Below are 20,155 nucleotides of genomic sequence, written 5' to 3' on the forward strand. Positions count from 1 at the left end.
TTGTTACCTGGTGAGGCACGCATACCGCGCGTCCCATCATTGAAGACCCCCACCGCATGGGTGGGGGCGAAACTCTGCTTAGAAAGTACGACCGATGTTGAAGGAGAAGACTTCGGTGCGATCCCCTTCGTATTTCTTGATCGGCTTGGCCAAGGCAAACACCAGCGGGCCCATCGGCGAGAGCCACTGCAGGGAGACACCGGCAGAGACCCGGATATTGCCCGGGTTGGAGTAGTCCTGGCTCAGATAGTTGCAATCAGAACCGGCGGCGCAAGGATATGCCCCGTTGGCAAAATCAGTGCTCCAGACGGTACCTGCGTCCATAAAGACGGTTGAACGGATCTGCGGACGATAGGTCTCGGAGACGAACGGGGTCGGGAAGACCAGCTCCAGTGAGGCGACGGCCAGAGCGTTGCCACCCACCGAGGTGTCGGAACCTTCGTAGTAGCCAGTTTCACACGGCTGAGAACCCGTGCAACTGCCAGCACCCGGCTTGTTGTAGGTCTTGTAGATCGCCTTGGGACCAATGGTGTTGCTCTTGAAGCCACGTACCGTATCGAAACCACCGGCATAGTAGTTCTCGAAGAACGGCAGCATGGAGTCATCGCCATAGCCGTTACCGTAGGAGACACGACCCTTGCCGATCATTACCCAGCTGTGATCCGCATCGAGCGGGAAGTAGTGGGCATCTTCGGCAGAGAGCTTGTAGTACTGCAGCTCCATGCCCGGTACGGTCACCTTGGCGTTGATACGCTGACGATCGCCAGAAGTCGGGAACATCCCCTTGTTCAGGGTAGAGCGGGTCCAGCCAGCGGTGACATCGACGGTCACAAAGTCGAGGTTGGAACCATCCTGTGAGTAAGCATTCCAGAACTGATCCATCTGTACCGACTGGCGGTTATCATTCCACTGATCCCAGCAGTAGGTATTGCCATCAGTATCCGGATTGTCCTTCAGACACTCCTGATAGTTCTGGGCATTGAATGACGGACGGCTCAGCTTGGTGCTCTCGATACCAGTACTGAAGTCGAGACGGTTGAACTCGTTGACCGGGAAGCCGCTGGAGAGACGGAAACCGATGGTTTCATTCTCGTAATCAACGATATCGGCATCATCGGCGCGGAACTGGTTGTAGTAGACCCGACCACCCAGGCTGACACCATCCACGGTGAAATAGGGGTCGTTGTAGCTCAGGTCAACGTTCTTGGAGTAGTCGTTGGTGCTGGCGTTGATGGAGACCTTTTTACCGGTACCCATAAAGTTGTCCTGGGAGATCCCCGCCTGCAGGCTCAGACCTGACTCGGTGCCGTAACCAATACCGGCGTTGATGGAGCCAGCAGGCTGCTCCTTGACCTTGAAGTCGAGGTCAACCAGGTCATCGTTGCCCGGTACCCGCTTGGTGTCCACTTCGACACTCTCGAAGTAGCCAAGGCGGTTGAGACGGCTCTTGGACTGCTCGATGTTGTCGGAGGAGAGCCAGGTGCCCTCCATCTGGCGCATCTCGCGACGCAGCACCTGATCTTCGGTAGTGGCGTTACCGCTGAAGTTGATATTGCGCACATAGACACGGGGGCCCGGCTCAACGTTGACGATCAGCTCGACTTCCTTGGTCTTGTCATTGACCTGTGGGAAGGTGACCACTTTCGGATAGGCGTAGCCGTAACGGCCGAGGAACTTGGAGAGCACCTCTTCGGTATGAGTCACCTGACTGGCAGAGTAAATGCTGCCGGCAGCGATCGGGATCAATCCCTTCATCTCGCCACCGCGATCGATCAGGTCACCCTTGAGCTGGACACCGGAGACCTTGAACTGGTCCCCTTCCTTGATGTTGAGGGTGACGTAGACGCCCTTCTTGTCGGGGGTCATAGAGACCTGGGTAGACTCCTGCTGGAAGCGGATATAGCCGCGGTCCATGTAGTAGGAGCGCAGGGTCTCGATATCACCGGCCAGTTTCTGCTTCTGATAGCGCTGATCGGCGGTGAAGTTCCACCAGGGCACTTCGTCGCGCAGGGAGAGCTGGGCAATCAGCTTCTCTTCAGGGAAGACGTTGTTGCCGACGATGTTGATCTGCTGGATCTTGGCCGCTTCCCCTTCCACGAAGGTGAACTTGAGGTCGACCCGGTTGCGCGGCAACGGGGTGACGATGGCCTTGACCTTGGCGGAGTATTTACCCACGCCATAGTAGAAATCTTCCAGTCCCTTCTCGAGGGAAGTGAGTACGGTGCGATCCAGCGGATCGCCCACACGGATACCGGAGGACTCCAGACTCTGGGTCAGTTGCTCCTCTTTGATATCCTTGTTGCCGGCAAACTCGATGCTGGAGATGGTTGGACGCTCCTTGACCATCACCTGCAGCACCTGGCCATCACGGTAAACCTTCACATCCTCGAAGTTACCCGAGGCATAGAGCTTTTTGATGGCGCTGGCCAGAGCCACGGAGTCGACGGTATCACCGACCCGGATCGGCAGGTTCAACAGTGCGGCACCCAGGGTCACCCGTTGCAGACCTTCGACCTGGATATCTTGCACCACAAAAGAGGCAGGGGCCGCCTGGGCCAGGAAACTGGCACCCAGCAGGCAACTCAACACCAATGCTTTTTTAACAGCCATTTTGTTCTTATGTGTCCTTGTTGATGCTCTGGCCTCAGAGGCGAGCGAAATCGTTAAACAGCGCAATGCCCATCAATAACATCAGAATGGCGGCGCCGATCCTGAAACCCACTTCCTGTATTTTCTCTGATACCGGCTTGCCGGTGACCGCTTCGATCAGGAAATAGACCAGATGGCCACCATCGAGCACCGGCAGGGGGAACAGATTGATAATCCCCAGGTTGACGCTGATCAGCGCCAGAAAACTCAAGAAATAGACCAGACCATAGTCGGCACTGCTGCCGGCGCCCTTGGCAATGGAGATGGGGCCGCTCAGGTTGTCCAGCGACACGATGCCACCGATCAACTTGCCAATCATGTCAAAGGTGAGCGTGATCAGGCTCCAGGTCTTGTCCGCGCCATGCCACAGCGCCTGCAAAGGCCCATACTGTAACAGAATTCGATATTCATCCGGTAATGGAACCAGTTGCGGCGAGAGACCGACAAATCCTACCAGCTTGCCCTGCACCTTGCGGCTATCCGGGGTCAGGGTCACGTTGAGATCACTGTTGTTGCGCTCAACCACCACTTGCAGGGGTTCGCCCGGAGCCTGCTGCACCAGTTCGACAAACTGGGCCCACGCGGTAATAGGCTGATCGCCGACCTGTTTGATACGGTCACCGACCTGTAACCCCGCCTTTTCACTGGCACTCTTGGCCACCACGGCAGCCACGACTGGCAGCACTTTGCCACTCAGGGGGACAATTCCCAAGCTGCCGATGGGCGACTCTTTATCCGGATCGAAGGTCCAGCCGGTCAGCGACAAGGTTTTATCGGTGGCATAGCTGGTATTGGGTGCCTGCACCTTGAGAGTCACAGCATCGTCACCCAGATGGCTGATAAGAGCGTAGGTGACGCTCTCCCAGTCACCGGTCTGCTCATCGCCGACCCCGACAATCTCCATCCCCGGCAGCACACCCGCCTCGGCAACGATGGATGCAGGACGCACCTCACCGATCACCGGCTTGACGCTCGGCACCCCGATGATAAACATCAGCCAGAGGGCAAACAGGGCAAAGACGAAGTTGGCCATGGGGCCCGCGGCAACAATCGCCATCCGCGCCCAGACACTCTTGTGGTTGAAGGCATACTGCTCGTCACCGGGCTTGAGTTCATCGACCCGGCCATCGAGCATCTTGACGTAGCCACCGAGCGGGATCAGCGCCAGCACATATTCGGTGCCATCTTTACCCATCCGGCGCCAGATCGCCTTGCCAAAACCGATGGAGAAGCGCTCAACCTTGACGCCACAACGACGGGCCACCCAGAAGTGACCAAACTCGTGCACCGCGACCAGCAGGCCCAGCGCAACAACAAAGGCACCGATATTCCACAACACACCGCCCATCAGACAAGCTCCTCAATCAAAGTGTGAGCACGGGCTCTTGCCGCACCGTCCAGGGCAAACAGATCATCGAGCGAGCCGACTGCGCTGCTCTCCAGCGCCAGCATCACTGCCTCGTTGATCCGGGCAATATCCATAAAGCCGATGCACCCGGCCAGAAAGGCAGCAACCGCCTCCTCGTTGGCTGCATTGAGCGCAGTGGTCGCCGCTTGTCCCTTCTGGCAGGCATTGATGGCCAGCGCCAGACAGGGATAGCGATCATAATCAGGCCGGATAAAGCTGAACTCTCCGACACTGAAGAAATCCAAAGGTTCCACACTGGAGGGGATGCGATTGGGATAAGCCAGCGCATGGGCAATGGGGGTACACATATCCGGATTGCCAAGCTGAGCCAGCACGGAGCCATCCTTGTACTGCACCATGGAGTGGATCACCGACTGCGGGTGGATCACCACCTGGATCTGCTCGGGCGCCGCATTGAACAGCCAGCGCGCCTCGATGTACTCCAGCCCCTTGTTGATCATGGTGGCGGAGTCGACCGAAATCTTGGCCCCCATCGACCAGTTGGGATGAGCGATGGCCTGCGCCGGCGTCACCTTGGCCAGCTCGCTGATCTCGGTGTAACGGAACGGACCGCCGGAACCGGTCAGCAAAATCTTGCTGATCCCCGCCGCCGCCAGATCGCAAAAACCGGGCTGGCGCTGCACGGCGGTCGGCAGACACTGGAAGATGGCATTGTGTTCGCTGTCGATGGGCAGCAGCTCGGCACCATGCTCGCGAACGGCCTCCATGAAGAAAGCACCGGACATCACCAGCGCCTCCTTGTTGGCCAGCAAAATACGCTTGCCGGCACGTACCGCGGCCATGGTCGGGGCCAGTCCGGCCGCACCGACGATGGCGGCCATCACGCTATGGGCGTCGGGGTGAGCGGCAACCTCGCAGAGGGCTGCTGCACCAGACATGACCCGGGTCGCACTGCCGTGCGCTTTCAGACGGGCAGCCAGTTCACGGGCGGCATCCTCATCGACCATCACGGCAAAACGGGGGAGAATTCGAGGCAGTCCCGCAACATGGCATCCACGTTGCGGGCGGCGGTCAACGCCAACACTTGCCAACTGCCCGGGTTATGGCGCAGCACTTTCAAGGTACTCTGACCAATGGAGCCGGAGGCTCCCAGAATAACCAGTGACTTGTGCATCAAAACTCCTGACTGAGTAGCAGATAACTGAGCAGAAACACCGGCAGGGCGGCGGTCAGGCTGTCGATCCGGTCGAGAATGCCGCCATGACCCGGCAGCAGGGTGCCGGAATCCTTGATGCCCGCTTCGCGCTTGAACATGCTTTCGGTCAGATCGCCGAGTACGGAGGCTAGCACCGCCAGCAGAGAGCAAAACAGCACTGTGATCATCTTGGCAGGAACAAATCCCATCGACCAGGTAACGCCGATGGCCAGCAGGCTGGCGGTAAAGAGGCCGCCGCACATCCCTTCGATGGTTTTGCCCGGACTCACAGCCGGTGCCAACTTGTGCTTACCAAACGCCTTGCCGAAAAAATACGCGCCAGAATCTGCCGCCCAGACCAGTCCCATCACGAACAACAGGATCCAGGCGCCCATCATGGGGTCATGGTAAAAGTTGTAACCACGGATGGCGACCAGCGACCAGAAGAAGGGAACCAGAGTCACCAGACCAAACAGCGACTTGAGCCAGATAGACTCTTTCCACAGCTTGGCGCTTTGGGGATAGCGCAGCACCAGCAGCAGACCCAGCAGCCACCAGCTTACCGCGGTCCAGAGCACGCCCATCACGAGGGGGTGCAGATGGGGCGTCCAGAGTTGCTCTACCGGCAGCCAAAAGAGGCTGGCACCGAGCAACAGACAAAATACGATGGGTAACCATTGCTGCGGAGCTGCAGAGACAAACCCACTCCATTCGCGACTGGCCAACAAAAACACCAACGCAGCCAACAGGGCAAAAAATTTCAATGGCAGAAAGAAGAGCGCCCCCAACACCAGGGGGATCAACATCAAAGCAGTAATAATTCGTTGTTTTAGCAAAAGAAACCTCTCTCTTGGGAGCGGGGTTTAGCCGGTCTGCTGCTCGGCGATCAATTCCCGTATCTGTTCACCCGTGCAACCGAAGCGACGCTCGCGGGCAACGAAAGAGGCGACAGCCTCACTGAACTCGGCCTCGTTGAAATCGGGCCACAATACCGGGGTAAAATAGAGCTCGGCATAGGCGAGCTGCCATAACACAAAGTTGCTGATGCGATGATCGCCACCGGTGCGGATCAACAGGTCCACGGGTGGCAGATCGGCCATGCAAACCTCGCGGGTCAACATGGATTCATCAATGTCGTCAGCGGCCAGTTCACCGGCCGCCACTGCTTTGGCCAGCTTGCGGGCCGCCTGAGCGATATCCCACTGGCCGCCATAGTTGGCCGCAATGTTCAGGGTCAACCCCTTGTTATTGGCGGTCAAGGCTTCCGCCTTGGCGATTTTGGCCTGCAACCGCTCACTAAAGCGAGCAGTATCGCCAATCACCTTGAGCCGGATCCCGTTGTTGTGCAGTTTCTGCACCTCACGACCCAGCACTGTGATGAACAGTTCCATCAAGGCACTGACCTCCCCTTCCGGGCGGCGCCAGTTCTCGCTGGAGAATGCAAACAGGGTCAATGCCTCGATCTTGGCACGCGCAGCAAAGGTAACGGCCTCGCGCACTGACTTGACGCCCGCCTTGTGGCCATAAACCCGCATCTTGCCTCGGTTCTGGGCCCAGCGACCGTTACCATCCATGATGATGGCGACGTGACGGGGTAAAGACGAGTTGGCACAATCACCCAACGCAGCCAAAAGCGACATGTAATTCTCCCACAAAGACAAAAGCGCCGTGCAGGGGCACTACACGGCGCTCGTAATATACCTTTCAGACGGTTAGATTTCCATTAGCTCCTTCTCCTTTACGGCAAGGGCCTCATCGACCAGCTTGATGTAGGAGTCGGTCAGTTTCTGGATCTCTTCCTGGGCGCGACGGTCGTCGTCTTCGGAAATCTCTTTGTCCTTCAGCAACGCTTTCAGATCAGCGTTGGCGTCACGACGGATGTTGCGCACGGCAACACGGGCATTTTCCGCTTCGGCACGGACGATCTTGGTCAGGTCACGACGACGCTCTTCGGTCAGCGGCGGCAGCGGCACGCGCAGGGTCTGGCCATTGCTGGACGGGTTCAGGCCCAGATCGGAGGTCAGGATCGCCTTCTCTACCGCCTGGATCATGGAGCGGTCAAAAATGGAGATGGAGAGGGTGCGAGCATCTTCTGCCACGACGTTGGCCAACTGTTTCAGCGGAGTGGCAGCACCGTAATACTCAACCTGGATGCCGTCGAGCAGGCTCGGGTGAGCGCGGCCGGTACGGATCTTGGACATTTGAGTCTTGAGCGCTTCTACGCTCTTGCCCATACGGTCCTTGGCGTCGTTTTTAATCTCGTTGATCACAGTGGTTTTCCTTTTGGCGAACGAGCCGCTACACGGCCCGTGTCTATCTTATTTACTGACGTGATGGATAGGATAAGAGCGCCAGGTGGCTCACTTTATCTTATTTACCAACGTGGTGGATCAGAGTGCCTTCCGGTTCACCCATGACAACCCGGCGCAGGGCACCCGGTTTGTTCATGTTGAACACGCGGATCGGCAGATCATGGTCACGTGCCAGGGTAAAGGCAGCAAGATCCATCACCTTGAGCTCTTTTTCAAGAACTTCATCATAACTCAGTTCATGATACAGCACGGCATCCGGATTCTTGACCGGATCTTCGTTGTATACACCATCAACCTTGGTGGCTTTGAGCACCACGTCAGCTTCGATCTCGATCCCGCGCAGGCAAGCCGCAGAATCGGTAGTGAAGAAGGGGTTGCCGGTACCGGCAGAGAAGATAACGACTTTGCCAGCACGCAGCTGGCTGATTGCCTCGGCCCAGCTGTAGGAGTCGCAGACGCCCTGCAGGGAGATGGCAGACATCAGACGGGCATTCACATAAGCACGATGCAGGGCATCACGCATGGCCAGACCGTTCATCACGGTTGCCAGCATACCCATGTGGTCGCCCACCACGCGGTTCATGCCCGCTTTGGCAAGACCGGCACCACGGAACAGGTTGCCGCCACCGATGACCAGACCGACCTGAACACCCAACTCAACCAGTTCTTTGATCTCTTGGGCCATCCGCTCCAGCACCGCCGGATCAATGCCGAAACCCTCGGATCCTTGCAGGGCTTCACCACTCAACTTCAGAAGAACACGTCTGTATGCAGGTTTGGGATTGGTACTCATGTCACTGATTCCTGGTCATATAAAGACCGCGACATAAGTCGCGGTCTGGGGAAACGGAAAAACCGGTTCGATTAGGCCTTTTGAGCGGCCGCGATTTGGGCTGCAACTTCAGCAGCGAAATCGGTCTCTTGCTTCTCGATGCCTTCGCCCACTTCGAAACGGGTGAAGGAGACAACGTCAGCGCCTTCTTTCTTCAGCAGTTCGGCAACGGTCATGGAAGGATCTTTCACGAACGGTTGACCAGTCAGGGAAACCTCACCGGTGAACTTCTTCATGCGGCCTTCAACCATCTTCTCGGCGATCTCTTTCGGCTTGCCGGAGTTGATGGCGATGTCGATCTGGATTTCGCGCTCTTTGGCAACGACTTCAGCAGACACGTCTTCAGGCTTGACGAATTGTGGGCTGTTGGCAGCAACGTGCATGGCCAGATCTTTGGCCAGCTCGGCAGAACCACCGGTCAGCTTGGTGATAACACCAATGCGGGAACCGTGAACGTAGGTACCCAGGTTGTCACCTTCAACCAGCATCACGCGACGCAGGTTCATGTTCTCACCGATCTTGGCGATCAGGTTGGTGATGGTCAGTTCGACGGATTCGCCGTTACCGAAGTCAGCGGCTTTCAGCGCGTCAACGTCAGCAATTTTCTGGGTCGCAGCGATGTCAGCGATCTTCTGGCCCATTGCCATGAAGCTGGCATCTTTGGCGACGAAGTCGGTTTCGCTGTTCAGCTCGATCATGACGGCAACGTTGCCTTCGGTGCGAGCAAAGATAACGCCTTCAGCGGCGATACGGCCAGCTTTCTTGGCGGCTTTGGCCTGACCGGATTTGCGCATGTTCTCAATTGCCAGCTCGATATCACCAGCAGCTTCTTCCAGTGCTTTTTTGCAATCCATCATGCCAGCGGCAGTGCGCTCGCGCAGTTCTTTTACCAGGGCGGCAGTAACGTTAGCCATGTCCAGTATCCTCGGTCTTGAATTGACAAGAAACAGGGGCCACAAGGGCCCCTGCTAACCAATTACATCAGCTTGGTTAATAAGGGCTTTACAGTCCTTATCAATTACTCAGCTTCAACGAAGCCATCTTGTTCGGCTTGAACAACGATGTCCTGAGCGCGAGCTTCCAGTACGGTGTCAGCAGCAGCATTCAGGTACAGCTGTACGGCACGGATAGCGTCGTCGTTACCCGGGATGACATAGTCAACGCCGTCCGGGTTGGAGTTGGTATCAACGATGGAAACTACCGGGATACCCAGGTTATTGGCTTCTTTGATAGCGATATGCTCGTGGTCGGCATCGACAACGAACAGAACGTCAGGCAGGCCGCCCATGTTCTTGATACCACCCAGGCTCTTCTCCAGCTTTTCCATTTCGCGAGTACGCATCAGCGCCTCTTTCTTGGTCAGCTTGTCGAAGGTACCGTCTTGGCTCTGGGTTTCCAGATCTTTCAGGCGCTTGATAGACTGACGAACGGTTTTCCAGTTGGTCAGCATACCGCCCAGCCAGCGGTGGTTTACATAGAACTGGTCGCAACGCTCAGCGGCTTCTTTTACGGCTTCAGACGCGGCACGCTTGGTACCAACGAACAGTACCTTGCCTTTCTTGGCAGCTACGGAGCTGATGAAGTTCATGGCATCGTCAAACATCGGAACGGTTTTTTCCAGGTTGATGATGTGAACTTTGCTGCGGGCACCGAAGATGTAGGATTTCATTTTCGGGTTCCAGTAACGAGTCTGGTGACCGAAGTGAACGCCGGCTTGCAGCATGTCGCGCATAGAAACTTTAGCCATTTTATACCTCTGTATTGGGGTTAGGCCTCCACACATCCCATATAACCGACCCGTTAAGGCACCCCGGCATATGTGTCGATGTGTGTGTGTTGTTTAAGTAAGGGTGATGAAATCGGGACGCAAGTTCCCCATTCCGGCGCGCTTTATACCATAACTTTGTTCAGGACACCACCGGCCGACACCCTAAACAGGTGTAAATATGGATCCCGCCAGAGGATGCTGCGACGCTGATTTGACGTTGTGATGACAATCACACTGGAAGTACGCAGGGGTTGCGGATAAAATTTTGCCCTGATTGCAAACGCATCTATTTTTCATTACCTGTCCTGTCTGCCCTCGCAGGCCCAGTGGCAGGCCGCAAGAGAGATCCCATGTCCATTAAAATCAAGACACCGGAAGAGATTGAAAAGATGCGCGTTGCCGGCCAATTGGCCGCCGATGTGCTGGTCATGATTGCGCCCCATGTCAAAGCTGGCGTCACCACTGACGAACTGAACACCCTCTGCCACGACTATATTGTCGACGTACAACAGGCGATTCCAGCTCCGCTCAACTACCATGGCTTCCCCAAATCCATCTGCACCTCGGTGAATGATGTGATCTGCCACGGTATCCCGAATCACAAGAAGCTGCGCGATGGCGACATCATCAACCTGGATATCACCGTCATCAAGGATGGCTACCACGGCGATACCTCGGCCATGTTCATCGTGGGTGAGACCACCCCGCTGCGCCGCCAGCTCTGCAAGGTTGCGCAAGAGAGCCTCTACGCTGCCATCAAGAAGGTGCGTCCGGGTGCCTGCATTACCGAGATTGGCGCAGTGATCCAGCCCATCGTCGAGAAGGCCGGTTTCTCCGTGGTTCGTGACTACTGCGGCCACGGCATCGGTGCCGAGTTCCACGAAGAGCCGCAGATCCTCCACTACCGCAACAGTGGCAAGCTGGAGCTGAAAGCGGGCATGTGCTTCACCATCGAGCCCATGGTCAACAGCAAGAAGTATCACTGCAAGGTCAATCCGAAGGATGGCTGGACCGTGACCACCAAGGATGGCGGCGACTCCGCCCAGTGGGAACACACCCTGCTGGTGACCGAGGATGGCTGCGAGGTGCTTACCCTGCGCCCCGATGACACTATCGACCGCTTCATCAAACACAGCTAACATCGAACCCCGGCCCTGAACTTCCAAAGCGCCGGGGTTTTTACTTCTGTTTCAGCCGTTTGCCTGCCACTGTGTGTGAGATGCCATGGACGCCAGCCTGCTTTCCCCCCATTTGTTACCCGATGATCAGCTCACTCGCGACAACTGCAAAGAGTACCTGAGCCGCTTTCTCGGCTGGCTGCACGCCCGTTTTGATGCCGGTGACAACATCATCGAGCTGGTTGCCACCCGCTCCGAATACATGGATCAGCTGCTCTGCCGGCTGTGGCAGAAGTTCGGCTTCGACAAGAGCGACCTCACCCTCATCGCGGTGGGGGGGTATGGTCGCGGCGAGCTGCACCCCCACTCCGATATCGACCTGCTGATCCTCTATGACGGCGACGAGCTGGACGAGGTGCTGGGGCTGCGGATCGGCGAGTTCATCACCTTGCTGTGGGATCTCAAGCTGGAGGTGGGTCAGGCGGTGCGCAACGTGGCGGAGTGCCTCGAGCAGGGGCGCGCCGATATTACGGTAGCAACCAACCTCATTGAGGCCCGCTACATCACAGGTCGCCAGGAGGGCTTCCGGCAACTGAAAGAGGCCACTGGCCCCCAGCACTTCTGGCCGAGCGAAGCCTTCTTTCGCGCCAAGCGCCAGGAGCAGGCTGAACGTCACCAGCAGTTTCTCGGCACCGCCTACAAGCTGGAGCCGGATCTCAAGAGCAATCCGGGTGGCCTGCGTGATATTCAAACCCTCGCCTGGGTCGCCCGCCGCCACTTTGGCGCCACTACCTTGTTCGAGATGACCAGCCACGGCTTTCTCAACCGCGCCGAGTATCGCGAACTGCTCGACTGTCAGAATTTTCTCTGGAAGGTGCGTTTCGCCCTGCATATGGCCATCAACAAGGGAGATAACCGCCTGCTGTTCGATCGCCAGCGCACCGTGGCCCAGATGCTGGGGTTCGAAGGGGAAGGCAACACTCCGGTCGAGCAGATGATGAAGCGCTTCTACCAGACGGTGCGGCGGGTCTCCGAGCTCAACGAGATGCTGCTGCAGCTGTTTGACGAGGCGATCCTCGGCAACACCGCCATGGATGTGCGCCGCCTCTCCGACGAGTTCCAGCTCCGTGGCCGCCTCATCGATGCGGTGGATGCGGAGCTGTTTAGCCGTGAACCGGCAGCTATCCTGCGCCTCTTCTATCAGATGGCCCAGCATCCCGAGATTGCGGGCATCCACTCGGCCACCTTGCGCCAACTGCGCGAGGCACGGCGCAAACTCAACTGCTGGCTGCAGGACTTGCCCGACTGCCGTCGCCTCTTTATGGCGCTGCTGCGCCACCCCAACGGCATCGGCCTGCCGCTCACCCTGATGCACAAGTACGGCATTCTGGCGGCCTATCTGCCCCAGTGGAACCTGATCGTCGGCCAGATGCAGTTCGACATGTTCCACGCCTACACGGTGGATGAACACACCCACCGGCTGCTCAAGAACATTCACCAGTTCCCCAATCCGGCCAGTCGCCAGAGCCACCCGCTCTGCCACGAGGTGTTCACCCGGCTGCGCAAACCAGAGCTGCTCAGCATCGCCGCCCTGTTCCACGACATCGCCAAGGGACGGCGCGGCGATCACTCGGAACTCGGCGCCGTCGATGCGCTGGAGTTCTGCCAGCTGCACGGCCTCGATCGCTACGAGAGTCGGCTGGTTGCCTGGCTGGTGCGCCACCACCTGTTGATGTCGGTCACCGCCCAGCGCCGCGATATCTACGATCCCGACGTGGTCACCGACTTTGCCCAGAAGGTGCGCGACGAGCAGCATCTCGACTTGCTCTACTGCCTCACAGTGGCCGATATCTGCGCCACCAACGATACCCTGTGGAACGACTGGAAGGGCACCCTGCTGCGGGAGCTCTACTTCGCGACCCAGAAGGCGCTGCGCCAGGGGCTGGAGAACCCGCCCGACATGCGGCTGCGCATTCGCGAAAACCAGCGTCAGGCCAAGCAACTGCTGGCACAACGGGATGTATCGGAAGAGGCGATCAACCAGCTCTGGGCCGATTTCAAGGCCGACTACTTCCTGCGCCACAGCCCGGAGCAGATCGCCTGGCACTGCCGCCATATCATCGAGCATGGCGACAATCCGGCACCGCTGGTGATCATCGGCAAACATCCGACCCGCGGCGGCAGCGAGGTATTTATCTACTGCCGCGATACCCCGAATCTGTTTGCCACCGTCGCCTCGGCGCTGGATCAGAAGAACCTCAACATCCACGACGCCCAGATCATGAACTCGCGCAGCAACTATGTGCTCGATACCTTCGTGGTACTGGAGCCAAGCGGCGAACCCATCAGCCCCAACCGTACCGCCACCATCAAGAAGGCGCTGGAGAAGGCGCTGCAGGAGCCGGGCAAGCTGGTGCTGCGCAACAAGCCGCTGTCGCGGCGCCACCGTCAGTTCAGCGTGCCGACCCGGGTGGTCTTCCTGCCCCGCTCTTCGCCCACTAAAGGGGAGAGCCGTCACACCCTGATGGAGCTGACTGCCCTCGATACTCCCGGCCTGCTGGCGCGGATCGGTGCCGTTTTCCAGCAGTGCGGACTATCGCTGCACGCCGCCAAAATTGCCACTTTCGGTGAGAGGGTCGAGGACTTTTTCAGCCTGACCAGCCTTGATGGCGAGCCATTGACCGCCGAGCAGCAAAAACAGCTGGAAGAGCGACTGGTACACCAGCTCAATCCCCAGCAGTCGGTACTTGATTAAGCGAAGAGTGATTCGAAAGAGGCTGATTGTCGGGCGTTTTTTGCTATACCAAACAACTGGTTGGCGCACACCGGATGAAGAAATGGCCGCAGGCCGGAAGAATTCCGGTCAACCCCTTAAAAACAGTCGGAAAAGTGTGATACAACAAACAGAATTTTTTAAAGGAAACCTGTCATGACCGAGTTGCAACAGATCATTGAAGCGGCCTTCGAGCGCCGCGACACCATTACTCCGGGCTCCGTGGATAGCGCCACCAAGTCCGCCATCCTGCAAGCCATCGACCTGCTGGACTCTGGCAAGGCACGGGTTGCCGAGAAGATCGCCGGTGAGTGGGTTGTCCATCAGTGGTTGAAGAAAGCGGTACTGCTCTACTTCCGCATCAACGACAACGCCATCATCAAGGGCGACGATGCCCAGTACTACGACAAGGTTCCCCTCAAGTTTTCCAACTACACCGCCGAGCAGTTCAAGGAAGCGGGTGTGCGCGTGGTGCCGCCGGCGACCGCCCGCAAAGGCTCCTTTATCGCCTCCAATACCGTGCTGATGCCCTCCTATGTCAACATCGGCGCCTTCGTTGACGAAGGTACCATGGTCGATACCTGGGCCACTGTCGGCTCTTGCGCCCAGATCGGTAAAAACGTCCACCTCTCCGGCGGCGTCGGCATCGGTGGCGTACTGGAACCACTGCAGGCCAACCCGACCATCATCGAAGACAACTGCTTTATCGGTGCCCGCTCCGAAGTGGTTGAAGGGGTCATCGTCGAGGAAGGTTCCGTCATCTCCATGGGCGTCTTCATCGGCCAGTCCACCCGCATCTATGACCGCGAAACCGGCGAAATCCACTACGGCCGCGTACCGGCTGGCTCCGTGGTCGTCTCCGGCTCCCTGCCCTCCAAGTGCGGCAAGTACAGCCTCTACGCGGCGGTGATCGTCAAGAAGGTCGATGCCAAGACTCGCGCCAAAGTCGGCATCAACGCCCTGCTGCGCTCCATCGACGAGTAATCAGCATTGCGGTGATGCAAAGGGCGCCTGATGGCGCCCTTTTGATTTTGGCGCCCCTGTCACAGGCAAGCCATGAGGCATCGGTTAAGATGGATGGGACAGGATCGTTTCAAACCGAGGAAGCCTGATGTACGAGAATCTGAAGAGCCTGGGGATCCAGGATCCCGCCTCCGTCGACAGCTATACCCTGCGCCAGGAGGCCAACCACGACATCCTCAAGATCTACTTCAAGAAGCAGAAGGGCGAGTTCTTCGCCAAGAGTGTCAAATTCAAGTATCCCCGCCAGCGCAAGACCATGCTGGTCGACTCCGGTACCCATGAGTACAAGGATGTCACCGAGATCAACGCCAACCTCAAGTATGTGGTGGATGAGCTGGACAACCTGACCCAGGGCGTTCATCAGCAGGCCGACCCGGACATCAAGCAGAAGATCCTGCGCGACCTGCGCCATCTGGAAAAAGTGGTGCAGAACAAGATCAGCGAAATCGAGCGGGATCTGGAGAAACTCTAATCCCCCCGACTCGACAAAAGAGCGCCCAGGTGGCGCTCTTTTTATTGGCTGATTACTGGATGACTTTATCTGGCGATAGGTTGATCTGGTGATGGTGCGATAAGGCGAGCGAGACACAACGCCAACATAGGGCATCCTGTTACATATCGCCCCTTGGGCAACGAGACTCCTGCCGAGATCGATCTACAGCGACTCGCACGCTCCATAACCATAAATAGCAAGAGGGAGGCTTTCGCCTCCCTCTTCAAACACGCTGATATTCAGGCAACAGAATTAGTTGCTCTTCATCCAGATGTCCATGTCGGTTTTCAGGTTGTCAGACTTGGTACCGAAGATGGCTTGAACGCCGGAACCAGCCACTACCACACCAGCAGCACCCAGTTTCTTCAGACCAGCCTGGTCAACTTTGGCAACATCTTTCACGCCAACACGCAGACGGGTGATGCAGGCATCCAGAGAAGCGATGTTCTCTTTACCACCGAAGGCGGCAACCAGAGCAGCAGACATTTCGTCTTTGCCTTGGCCAACGGCCTCTTCAGCAGTCTCGTCTTCACGACCCGGGGTTTTCAGGTTCATGGCACGGATAACGAAGCTGAATACAACGTAGTAGATGGCCGCGTAAACCAGACCCAGACCTACCAGCAGCAGCATGTTGTCGGCACGCGGTGATTGCACCACGAAGTCGATGAAGCCGTTGGAGAAGGTGTGACCGTGTACGATACCCAGAGAGTTGGTCAGCACATAAGCCAGGCCAGCCAGTACAGCGTGGATTGCGTACAGAACCGGAGCGATGAACAGGAAGGAGAATTCAATCGGCTCGGTGATACCGGTCAGGAAAGAGGTCAGGGCAGCAGAGGCCATGATACCAACGATCTTGGCGCGGTTTTCCGGCTTAGCAGCGTGAGCGATGGCGAACGCAGCAGCAGGCAGACCGAACATTTTGAACAGGTAGCCACCAGCCAGCTGACCAAAGCCGTTACCGGCAGCGCGGGACGCGTCATCAGCAGTCAGGAAGCAGGTCATGATACCGTGAACAGTTTCACCAGCACCGTTGACACAGGTACCAGCCTGATAGAAGAACGGTACGTTCCAGATGTGGTGCAGACCGAACGGGATCAGGGAGCGCTCAACCACGCCGTAGATACCGAAGGCCAGTACCGGGTTCTGGTTGGCAGCCCAGTCAGAGAAGGCACCGATGGCGCCACCCACTGGCGGCCAAATCACGGACAGGATGACACCCAGACCGATGGAGAGGAAACCGGTGATGATGGGTACGGCACGTTTGCCCGCGAAGAAGCCCAGGTACTCTGGCAGCTGGATCTTGTAGAAACGGTTGAACGCCCAGGCAGCGATACCACCGGCCAGGATACCACCCAGCACGCCGGTTTCGATGGTTTCAACACCCATCACAGGTGCCATGACCTTCAGGGTTGCGACCATGATGCCGTAGCCAACGATGGCTGACAGACCGGATACACCGTCGTTATTGGTAAAGCCCAGAGCAACACCCACTGCAAACAGCAGGGCCATCTGGCCAAATACAGAACCACCGGCTTGCTCCATCAATTGGGAGACAATTTCCGGCATCCAGCTGAAGTGGGCAGCACCCACCCCCAGCAGAATACCTGCGACTGGCAAGACTGATACTGGCAGCATCAGCGCCTTACCAACCTTTTGCAGATTAGAGAAAGCATTTTTGAACATTGTGTGCGCTCCTGAATGGATTGTCGTCCCTGAACGATCTATCTGGATGAAATAAGCACTGATTCATTCAGATATCTTCGAGTCGGGCTTGTTTATTTTGACCATCAGAATATAACCCAGCGGGTCATAAATTGCTGCTTTCGAAGGCGGGGGAATATTGAATTTGGAGGGAAGATCACAACTTGTTTAGCGGCTAAAAAACGCCTCTAATATAAGTTAATAATCCGCATTATCACTTTATTACAAAGACATATAAATAGTAGTTTCAATTTGTATTTTAATAATGCCATTCACATCAAACAGAAACCAATTGTAACCAAACGTAACGGCTTGATTTTTATTTATTACAGTCTACCGATTAAAAAGGCCTCCAACAAGGGAGGCCTCAATAAATATATCTGACCAATAAATGGTCGTATTATTCTATTTTTGCGAGCGCTTGACCGCATCAATAAACACGCTTTTTGCCTTGGTTGAACCGGCCCGCTCGGCCTCGTTCACCAGCTTCATCGCCTTGTCGATATCCCCCGCCTTGACCGCTTTTTCGATCTGGCTCTGGTAGAAGGCTTCAGTTTCACTCAACATGGCAGGAGCAGGTTTGGCTGCGACCGCAGCTGTTGCAGTTGTGGTAACGGCTGTGGTAGTCGCTATCGCTGCAACCTGCTGACCCTGGCTCATGGCCACCTTGTCGGCATATTCGGGTTTGAATACCGCTTCAAGACCACTTCCACGGGCCATATCTTTGACTTTGATCTGCACCAAACCCCACGGGGAGTGCGGGATCACCGGATCCTTGATATCAGGCTCAACGGTACCATTAGCGCGAGCAAATGCTTTTGATGGATGCAGGATTGTTGTGCTGCCTGAGAGCTTATCCGCGGGCGCATAAACGATCATGTATGTTTCGCTGGCCGGGTTGCCAGGCATGCTGCGGTCAACAAAAACACGTCCTTCGATACGGTCGTTATCGAGCAAGTGAGCAGGCTGATAGCTGAATACTGACTCACCTAGGACCCGAGTCACCTTGAACTCGGCATCCAGCATAATGACCTTGGGCACCATCACGGTTTTACTCACCTGTGATGCCAGGCTGATCGCCAGATTGCCGGTGTTGGTCGGCAAGCGATAGGCAGCAAAGTAACTCATCCCCTCATCAAACTGAAAAGTGGGTTGCTTGCCATCAATGGCCAGCAAGGTCTCACCTTCAGGCAAGGGGGCATAACTGAAATCTTTAAACGCCACACAGCAGCTTGAGGCTTTGGCCAACGCTTGCTTGGCTTGATCTGCATCGCTCAAGATCGAGCCATGTTCTTGCAGAGGAACAACCATGTTTCCGGCACAACCGGTTAATAGCGCAGTGATTACGGCTGCAATAGACATCTTTACCCGTTTCATTTTTCTTATCTCCATAATCCGGTGGCCGTGATCCGGCGAAACAAAACTGCCCCCATAAGGGGGCAGTCACTAACTTAACTTAAACTTTTGCTTACCACCAAGCTTCTGCTTGAACACCAAATTGGTAGGTGTCTTTGGAGGTATTGCCTTCGAAGACTTTCTTGTCTTCGTCGTTAGCCAGATAGGAGGCGAACACACGGATTTCCGGACGGGCCCAGAAGCTGGAACCGGCAGACCAGGCTTGTGCCAGGGTCAGCTTGTAGCCAGCATCTTTGTCTTCGCTACCATTGGTAGACTTGTTGTTGTCCTTGAAGTAGCCGCCTTCAAAGATGGTCTTGTTGAAGTCATCCCACTTGTACATCGGGCGGATAACAGCGGACATGGTTTCGTACTTGTCGTTACCATCCCACATTTCGTTGCCTACACCGTAAACCAGCTGGTGACCCATCTCCCAGGAGTTGCCCATCGGAACAACGCCCCAGTTGATGATACGGAAACCATCGGCACCGTCTTTGGCTTCAGCACCGTACCAGGAACCATCGCCATAGAAAGCCATAGTCTTGGAGTAACCTTCGGTACCGTATTGCAGCACGGTTTTGTTGAAACCACCGAGGATGCCTGCGGTCAGTTCAGCAGTCAGCATGACGCCATCTTGCGGATCTTTCTTCAGTGCTTTCTGATCATTGGTTTCATTGACCAGAGCGTAATCCACGCCCAGTTCCAGAGAGGATCGGTCCACAGCGGGATGCCGGCATAACGCAGATCCAGAGTATTGACGTTCAGATCTTCGTTCTTCACGTAGTTTGGAGCTGCACTGGTACCGGTATTGGTGTACTCGCCGAACACGTCTTTTGCGCTACGGTCGTTACGTACCCATGCGAAAGAGACTTTACCCGGACCAGCCTGGATGCCTTCGATACCAGCACCAGCACCGGAGATGTTCCAGTAGTAGAAGTCGGAGATGTGGATGTCATGGCGTTGATAGTAACGCTTACCAGCCCACAGGGTTGCTTCAGGAGCAAAGTTCAGCAAGCCTTTGGCTTGTACGTTGAACTGACGCAGAGCGAAGTCAGAATCACCATTGCACTGCTTGGCATCGAAGTTACAAACAGTACCGGTACCTTCCCAGTCGTTTGAACCGTTGGAAGCCATGGCAAACATGGAATCAACATAGAAAGTCTTGCCATCTTTGTTGAATACTTCCTGACCCAGTTGCACTTCACCGTAGGTATCATTTTCGTTACCCAGACGGCCAACTTTATTGACGTTGTATTTAACCATGTCGCCGTCGCCGGAAACACCAACGCCGGAACGGAAGTAACCGTGGAAATCTACGGCAAAGGCGGCTTGGGAAGCCAGGGCGGCAGTAACAGCTGCTGCAATCGGGAGCCACTTCATTTTCATTGTCATATTCCTTATTTCCCGCAGTGAGGAGTGTGATCCTGAATATTCAACTTCTTATCACCATGTAATCCTGTTGGTGATAACCGAGGTTGATTATAGGGAGCGTATTTCACGACAAATATGAAGCGACTCACAAAATGG

14 protein-coding genes and 2 pseudogenes are annotated in these 20,155 nt (G+C 56.2%); 4 read left to right on the plus strand and 12 right to left on the minus strand.

Annotated features, from left to right (window positions below; genetic code table 11):
* Window positions 1-78: 78 nt before the first annotated feature.
* From bamA to rpsB, 9 genes and pseudogenes are all read right to left on the minus strand, one after another.
* Entirely contained in the window at window positions 79-2,610 is a 2,532-nt protein-coding gene (gene bamA / locus ACTG27_RS11205; protein WP_439979678.1) for an outer membrane protein assembly factor BamA, read from the minus strand.
* A 34-nt stretch (window positions 2,611-2,644) separates the two neighbouring features.
* Window positions 2,645-3,997 carry a sigma E protease regulator RseP gene (gene rseP, locus ACTG27_RS11210; protein WP_005338567.1) on the minus strand — a complete coding sequence of 451 codons (1,353 nt, stop codon included), beginning with the start codon at window positions 3,995-3,997 and terminating at the stop codon, window positions 2,645-2,647.
* Window positions 3,997-5,192: pseudogene (ispC, locus tag ACTG27_RS11215) on the minus strand (1-deoxy-D-xylulose-5-phosphate reductoisomerase). Before ispC ends, rseP begins: the two are co-directional and overlap by 1 nt.
* On the minus strand, window positions 5,192-6,049 hold the full coding sequence (locus tag ACTG27_RS11220; RefSeq protein ID WP_026034918.1) for a phosphatidate cytidylyltransferase: 858 nt from the start codon (window positions 6,047-6,049) through the stop codon (window positions 5,192-5,194). The pseudogene ispC and the gene ACTG27_RS11220 overlap by 1 nt, the downstream one beginning before the upstream one ends.
* A gap of 27 nt (window positions 6,050-6,076) precedes the next feature.
* The gene (uppS, locus tag ACTG27_RS11225) at window positions 6,077-6,853 is read right to left on the minus strand and encodes a polyprenyl diphosphate synthase (protein WP_005338574.1); all 777 of its coding nucleotides are present in this window, start codon (window positions 6,851-6,853) and stop codon (window positions 6,077-6,079) included.
* 72 nt (window positions 6,854-6,925) lie between these two features.
* Window positions 6,926-7,483: a ribosome recycling factor gene (frr, locus tag ACTG27_RS11230; RefSeq protein WP_005338576.1), complete on the minus strand. Its 558-nt coding sequence runs from the start codon at window positions 7,481-7,483 to the stop codon at window positions 6,926-6,928.
* A gap of 100 nt (window positions 7,484-7,583) precedes the next feature.
* On the minus strand, window positions 7,584-8,318 hold the full coding sequence (gene pyrH, locus ACTG27_RS11235; protein ID WP_005338577.1) for a UMP kinase: 735 nt from the start codon (window positions 8,316-8,318) through the stop codon (window positions 7,584-7,586).
* A gap of 71 nt (window positions 8,319-8,389) precedes the next feature.
* Window positions 8,390-9,271 carry a translation elongation factor Ts gene (tsf, locus tag ACTG27_RS11240; protein ID WP_005338578.1) on the minus strand — a complete coding sequence of 294 codons (882 nt, stop codon included), beginning with the start codon at window positions 9,269-9,271 and terminating at the stop codon, window positions 8,390-8,392.
* A gap of 104 nt (window positions 9,272-9,375) precedes the next feature.
* Entirely contained in the window at window positions 9,376-10,104 is a 729-nt protein-coding gene (gene rpsB / locus ACTG27_RS11245; RefSeq protein ID WP_005303470.1) for a 30S ribosomal protein S2, read from the minus strand.
* 371 nt (window positions 10,105-10,475) lie between these two features.
* Here rpsB and map point away from each other — a divergent pair, with 371 nt between their 5' ends.
* From map to ACTG27_RS11265, 4 genes are all read left to right on the plus strand, one after another.
* A complete protein-coding gene (map, locus tag ACTG27_RS11250) occupies window positions 10,476-11,264 on the plus strand; it encodes a type I methionyl aminopeptidase (protein ID WP_439979679.1) in 789 nt (262 codons plus the stop codon).
* Between the two features lie 85 nt (window positions 11,265-11,349).
* Entirely contained in the window at window positions 11,350-13,998 is a 2,649-nt protein-coding gene (glnD, locus tag ACTG27_RS11255; protein ID WP_019445217.1) for a bifunctional uridylyltransferase/uridylyl-removing protein GlnD, read from the plus strand.
* A 174-nt stretch (window positions 13,999-14,172) separates the two neighbouring features.
* Window positions 14,173-15,000 carry a 2,3,4,5-tetrahydropyridine-2,6-dicarboxylate N-succinyltransferase gene (dapD, locus tag ACTG27_RS11260; protein WP_439979680.1) on the plus strand — a complete coding sequence of 276 codons (828 nt, stop codon included), beginning with the start codon at window positions 14,173-14,175 and terminating at the stop codon, window positions 14,998-15,000.
* A gap of 127 nt (window positions 15,001-15,127) precedes the next feature.
* Window positions 15,128-15,511: a DUF3461 family protein gene (locus ACTG27_RS11265; protein WP_005338583.1), complete on the plus strand. Its 384-nt coding sequence runs from the start codon at window positions 15,128-15,130 to the stop codon at window positions 15,509-15,511.
* Window positions 15,512-15,784: 273 nt separating this feature from the next.
* On the opposite strand, the gene ptsG is transcribed toward ACTG27_RS11265, so the two are convergent.
* The 3 genes and pseudogenes from ptsG to ACTG27_RS11280 form a co-directional block, all read right to left on the minus strand.
* A complete protein-coding gene (gene ptsG, locus ACTG27_RS11270) occupies window positions 15,785-17,215 on the minus strand; it encodes a PTS glucose transporter subunit IIBC (RefSeq protein ID WP_005338586.1) in 1,431 nt (476 codons plus the stop codon).
* Window positions 17,216-17,638: 423 nt separating this feature from the next.
* Window positions 17,639-18,610: a MalM family protein gene (locus ACTG27_RS11275; RefSeq protein ID WP_213386732.1), complete on the minus strand. Its 972-nt coding sequence runs from the start codon at window positions 18,608-18,610 to the stop codon at window positions 17,639-17,641.
* 91 nt (window positions 18,611-18,701) lie between these two features.
* Window positions 18,702-20,014: pseudogene (locus tag ACTG27_RS11280) on the minus strand (maltoporin).
* Window positions 20,015-20,155: the final 141 nt, after the last annotated feature.

Source organism: Aeromonas sp. 97A (genome assembly GCF_051919185.1).
In the GTDB taxonomy this organism is placed as follows: Bacteria; Pseudomonadota; Gammaproteobacteria; order Enterobacterales; family Aeromonadaceae; genus Aeromonas; species Aeromonas veronii.

Coding starts and splice junctions, on each gene's coding strand:
- bamA (WP_439979678.1), bottom strand. CDS start 2,610: ATGGCTGTTAAAAAAGCATTGGTGTTGAGTTGCCTGCTGGGTGCCAGT.
- rseP (WP_005338567.1), bottom strand. CDS start 3,997: ATGGGCGGTGTGTTGTGGAATATCGGTGCCTTTGTTGTTGCGCTGGGC.
- uppS (WP_005338574.1), bottom strand. CDS start 6,853: ATGTCGCTTTTGGCTGCGTTGGGTGATTGTGCCAACTCGTCTTTACCC.
- pyrH (WP_005338577.1), bottom strand. CDS start 8,318: ATGAGTACCAATCCCAAACCTGCATACAGACGTGTTCTTCTGAAGTTG.
- tsf (WP_005338578.1), bottom strand. CDS start 9,271: ATGGCTAACGTTACTGCCGCCCTGGTAAAAGAACTGCGCGAGCGCACT.
- rpsB (WP_005303470.1), bottom strand. CDS start 10,104: ATGGCTAAAGTTTCTATGCGCGACATGCTGCAAGCCGGCGTTCACTTC.
- map (WP_439979679.1), top strand. CDS start 10,476: ATGTCCATTAAAATCAAGACACCGGAAGAGATTGAAAAGATGCGCGTT.
- glnD (WP_019445217.1), top strand. CDS start 11,350: ATGGACGCCAGCCTGCTTTCCCCCCATTTGTTACCCGATGATCAGCTC.
- dapD (WP_439979680.1), top strand. CDS start 14,173: ATGACCGAGTTGCAACAGATCATTGAAGCGGCCTTCGAGCGCCGCGAC.
- ACTG27_RS11265 (WP_005338583.1), top strand. CDS start 15,128: ATGTACGAGAATCTGAAGAGCCTGGGGATCCAGGATCCCGCCTCCGTC.
- ptsG (WP_005338586.1), bottom strand. CDS start 17,215: ATGTTCAAAAATGCTTTCTCTAATCTGCAAAAGGTTGGTAAGGCGCTG.
- ACTG27_RS11275 (WP_213386732.1), bottom strand. CDS start 18,610: ATGAAACGGGTAAAGATGTCTATTGCAGCCGTAATCACTGCGCTATTA.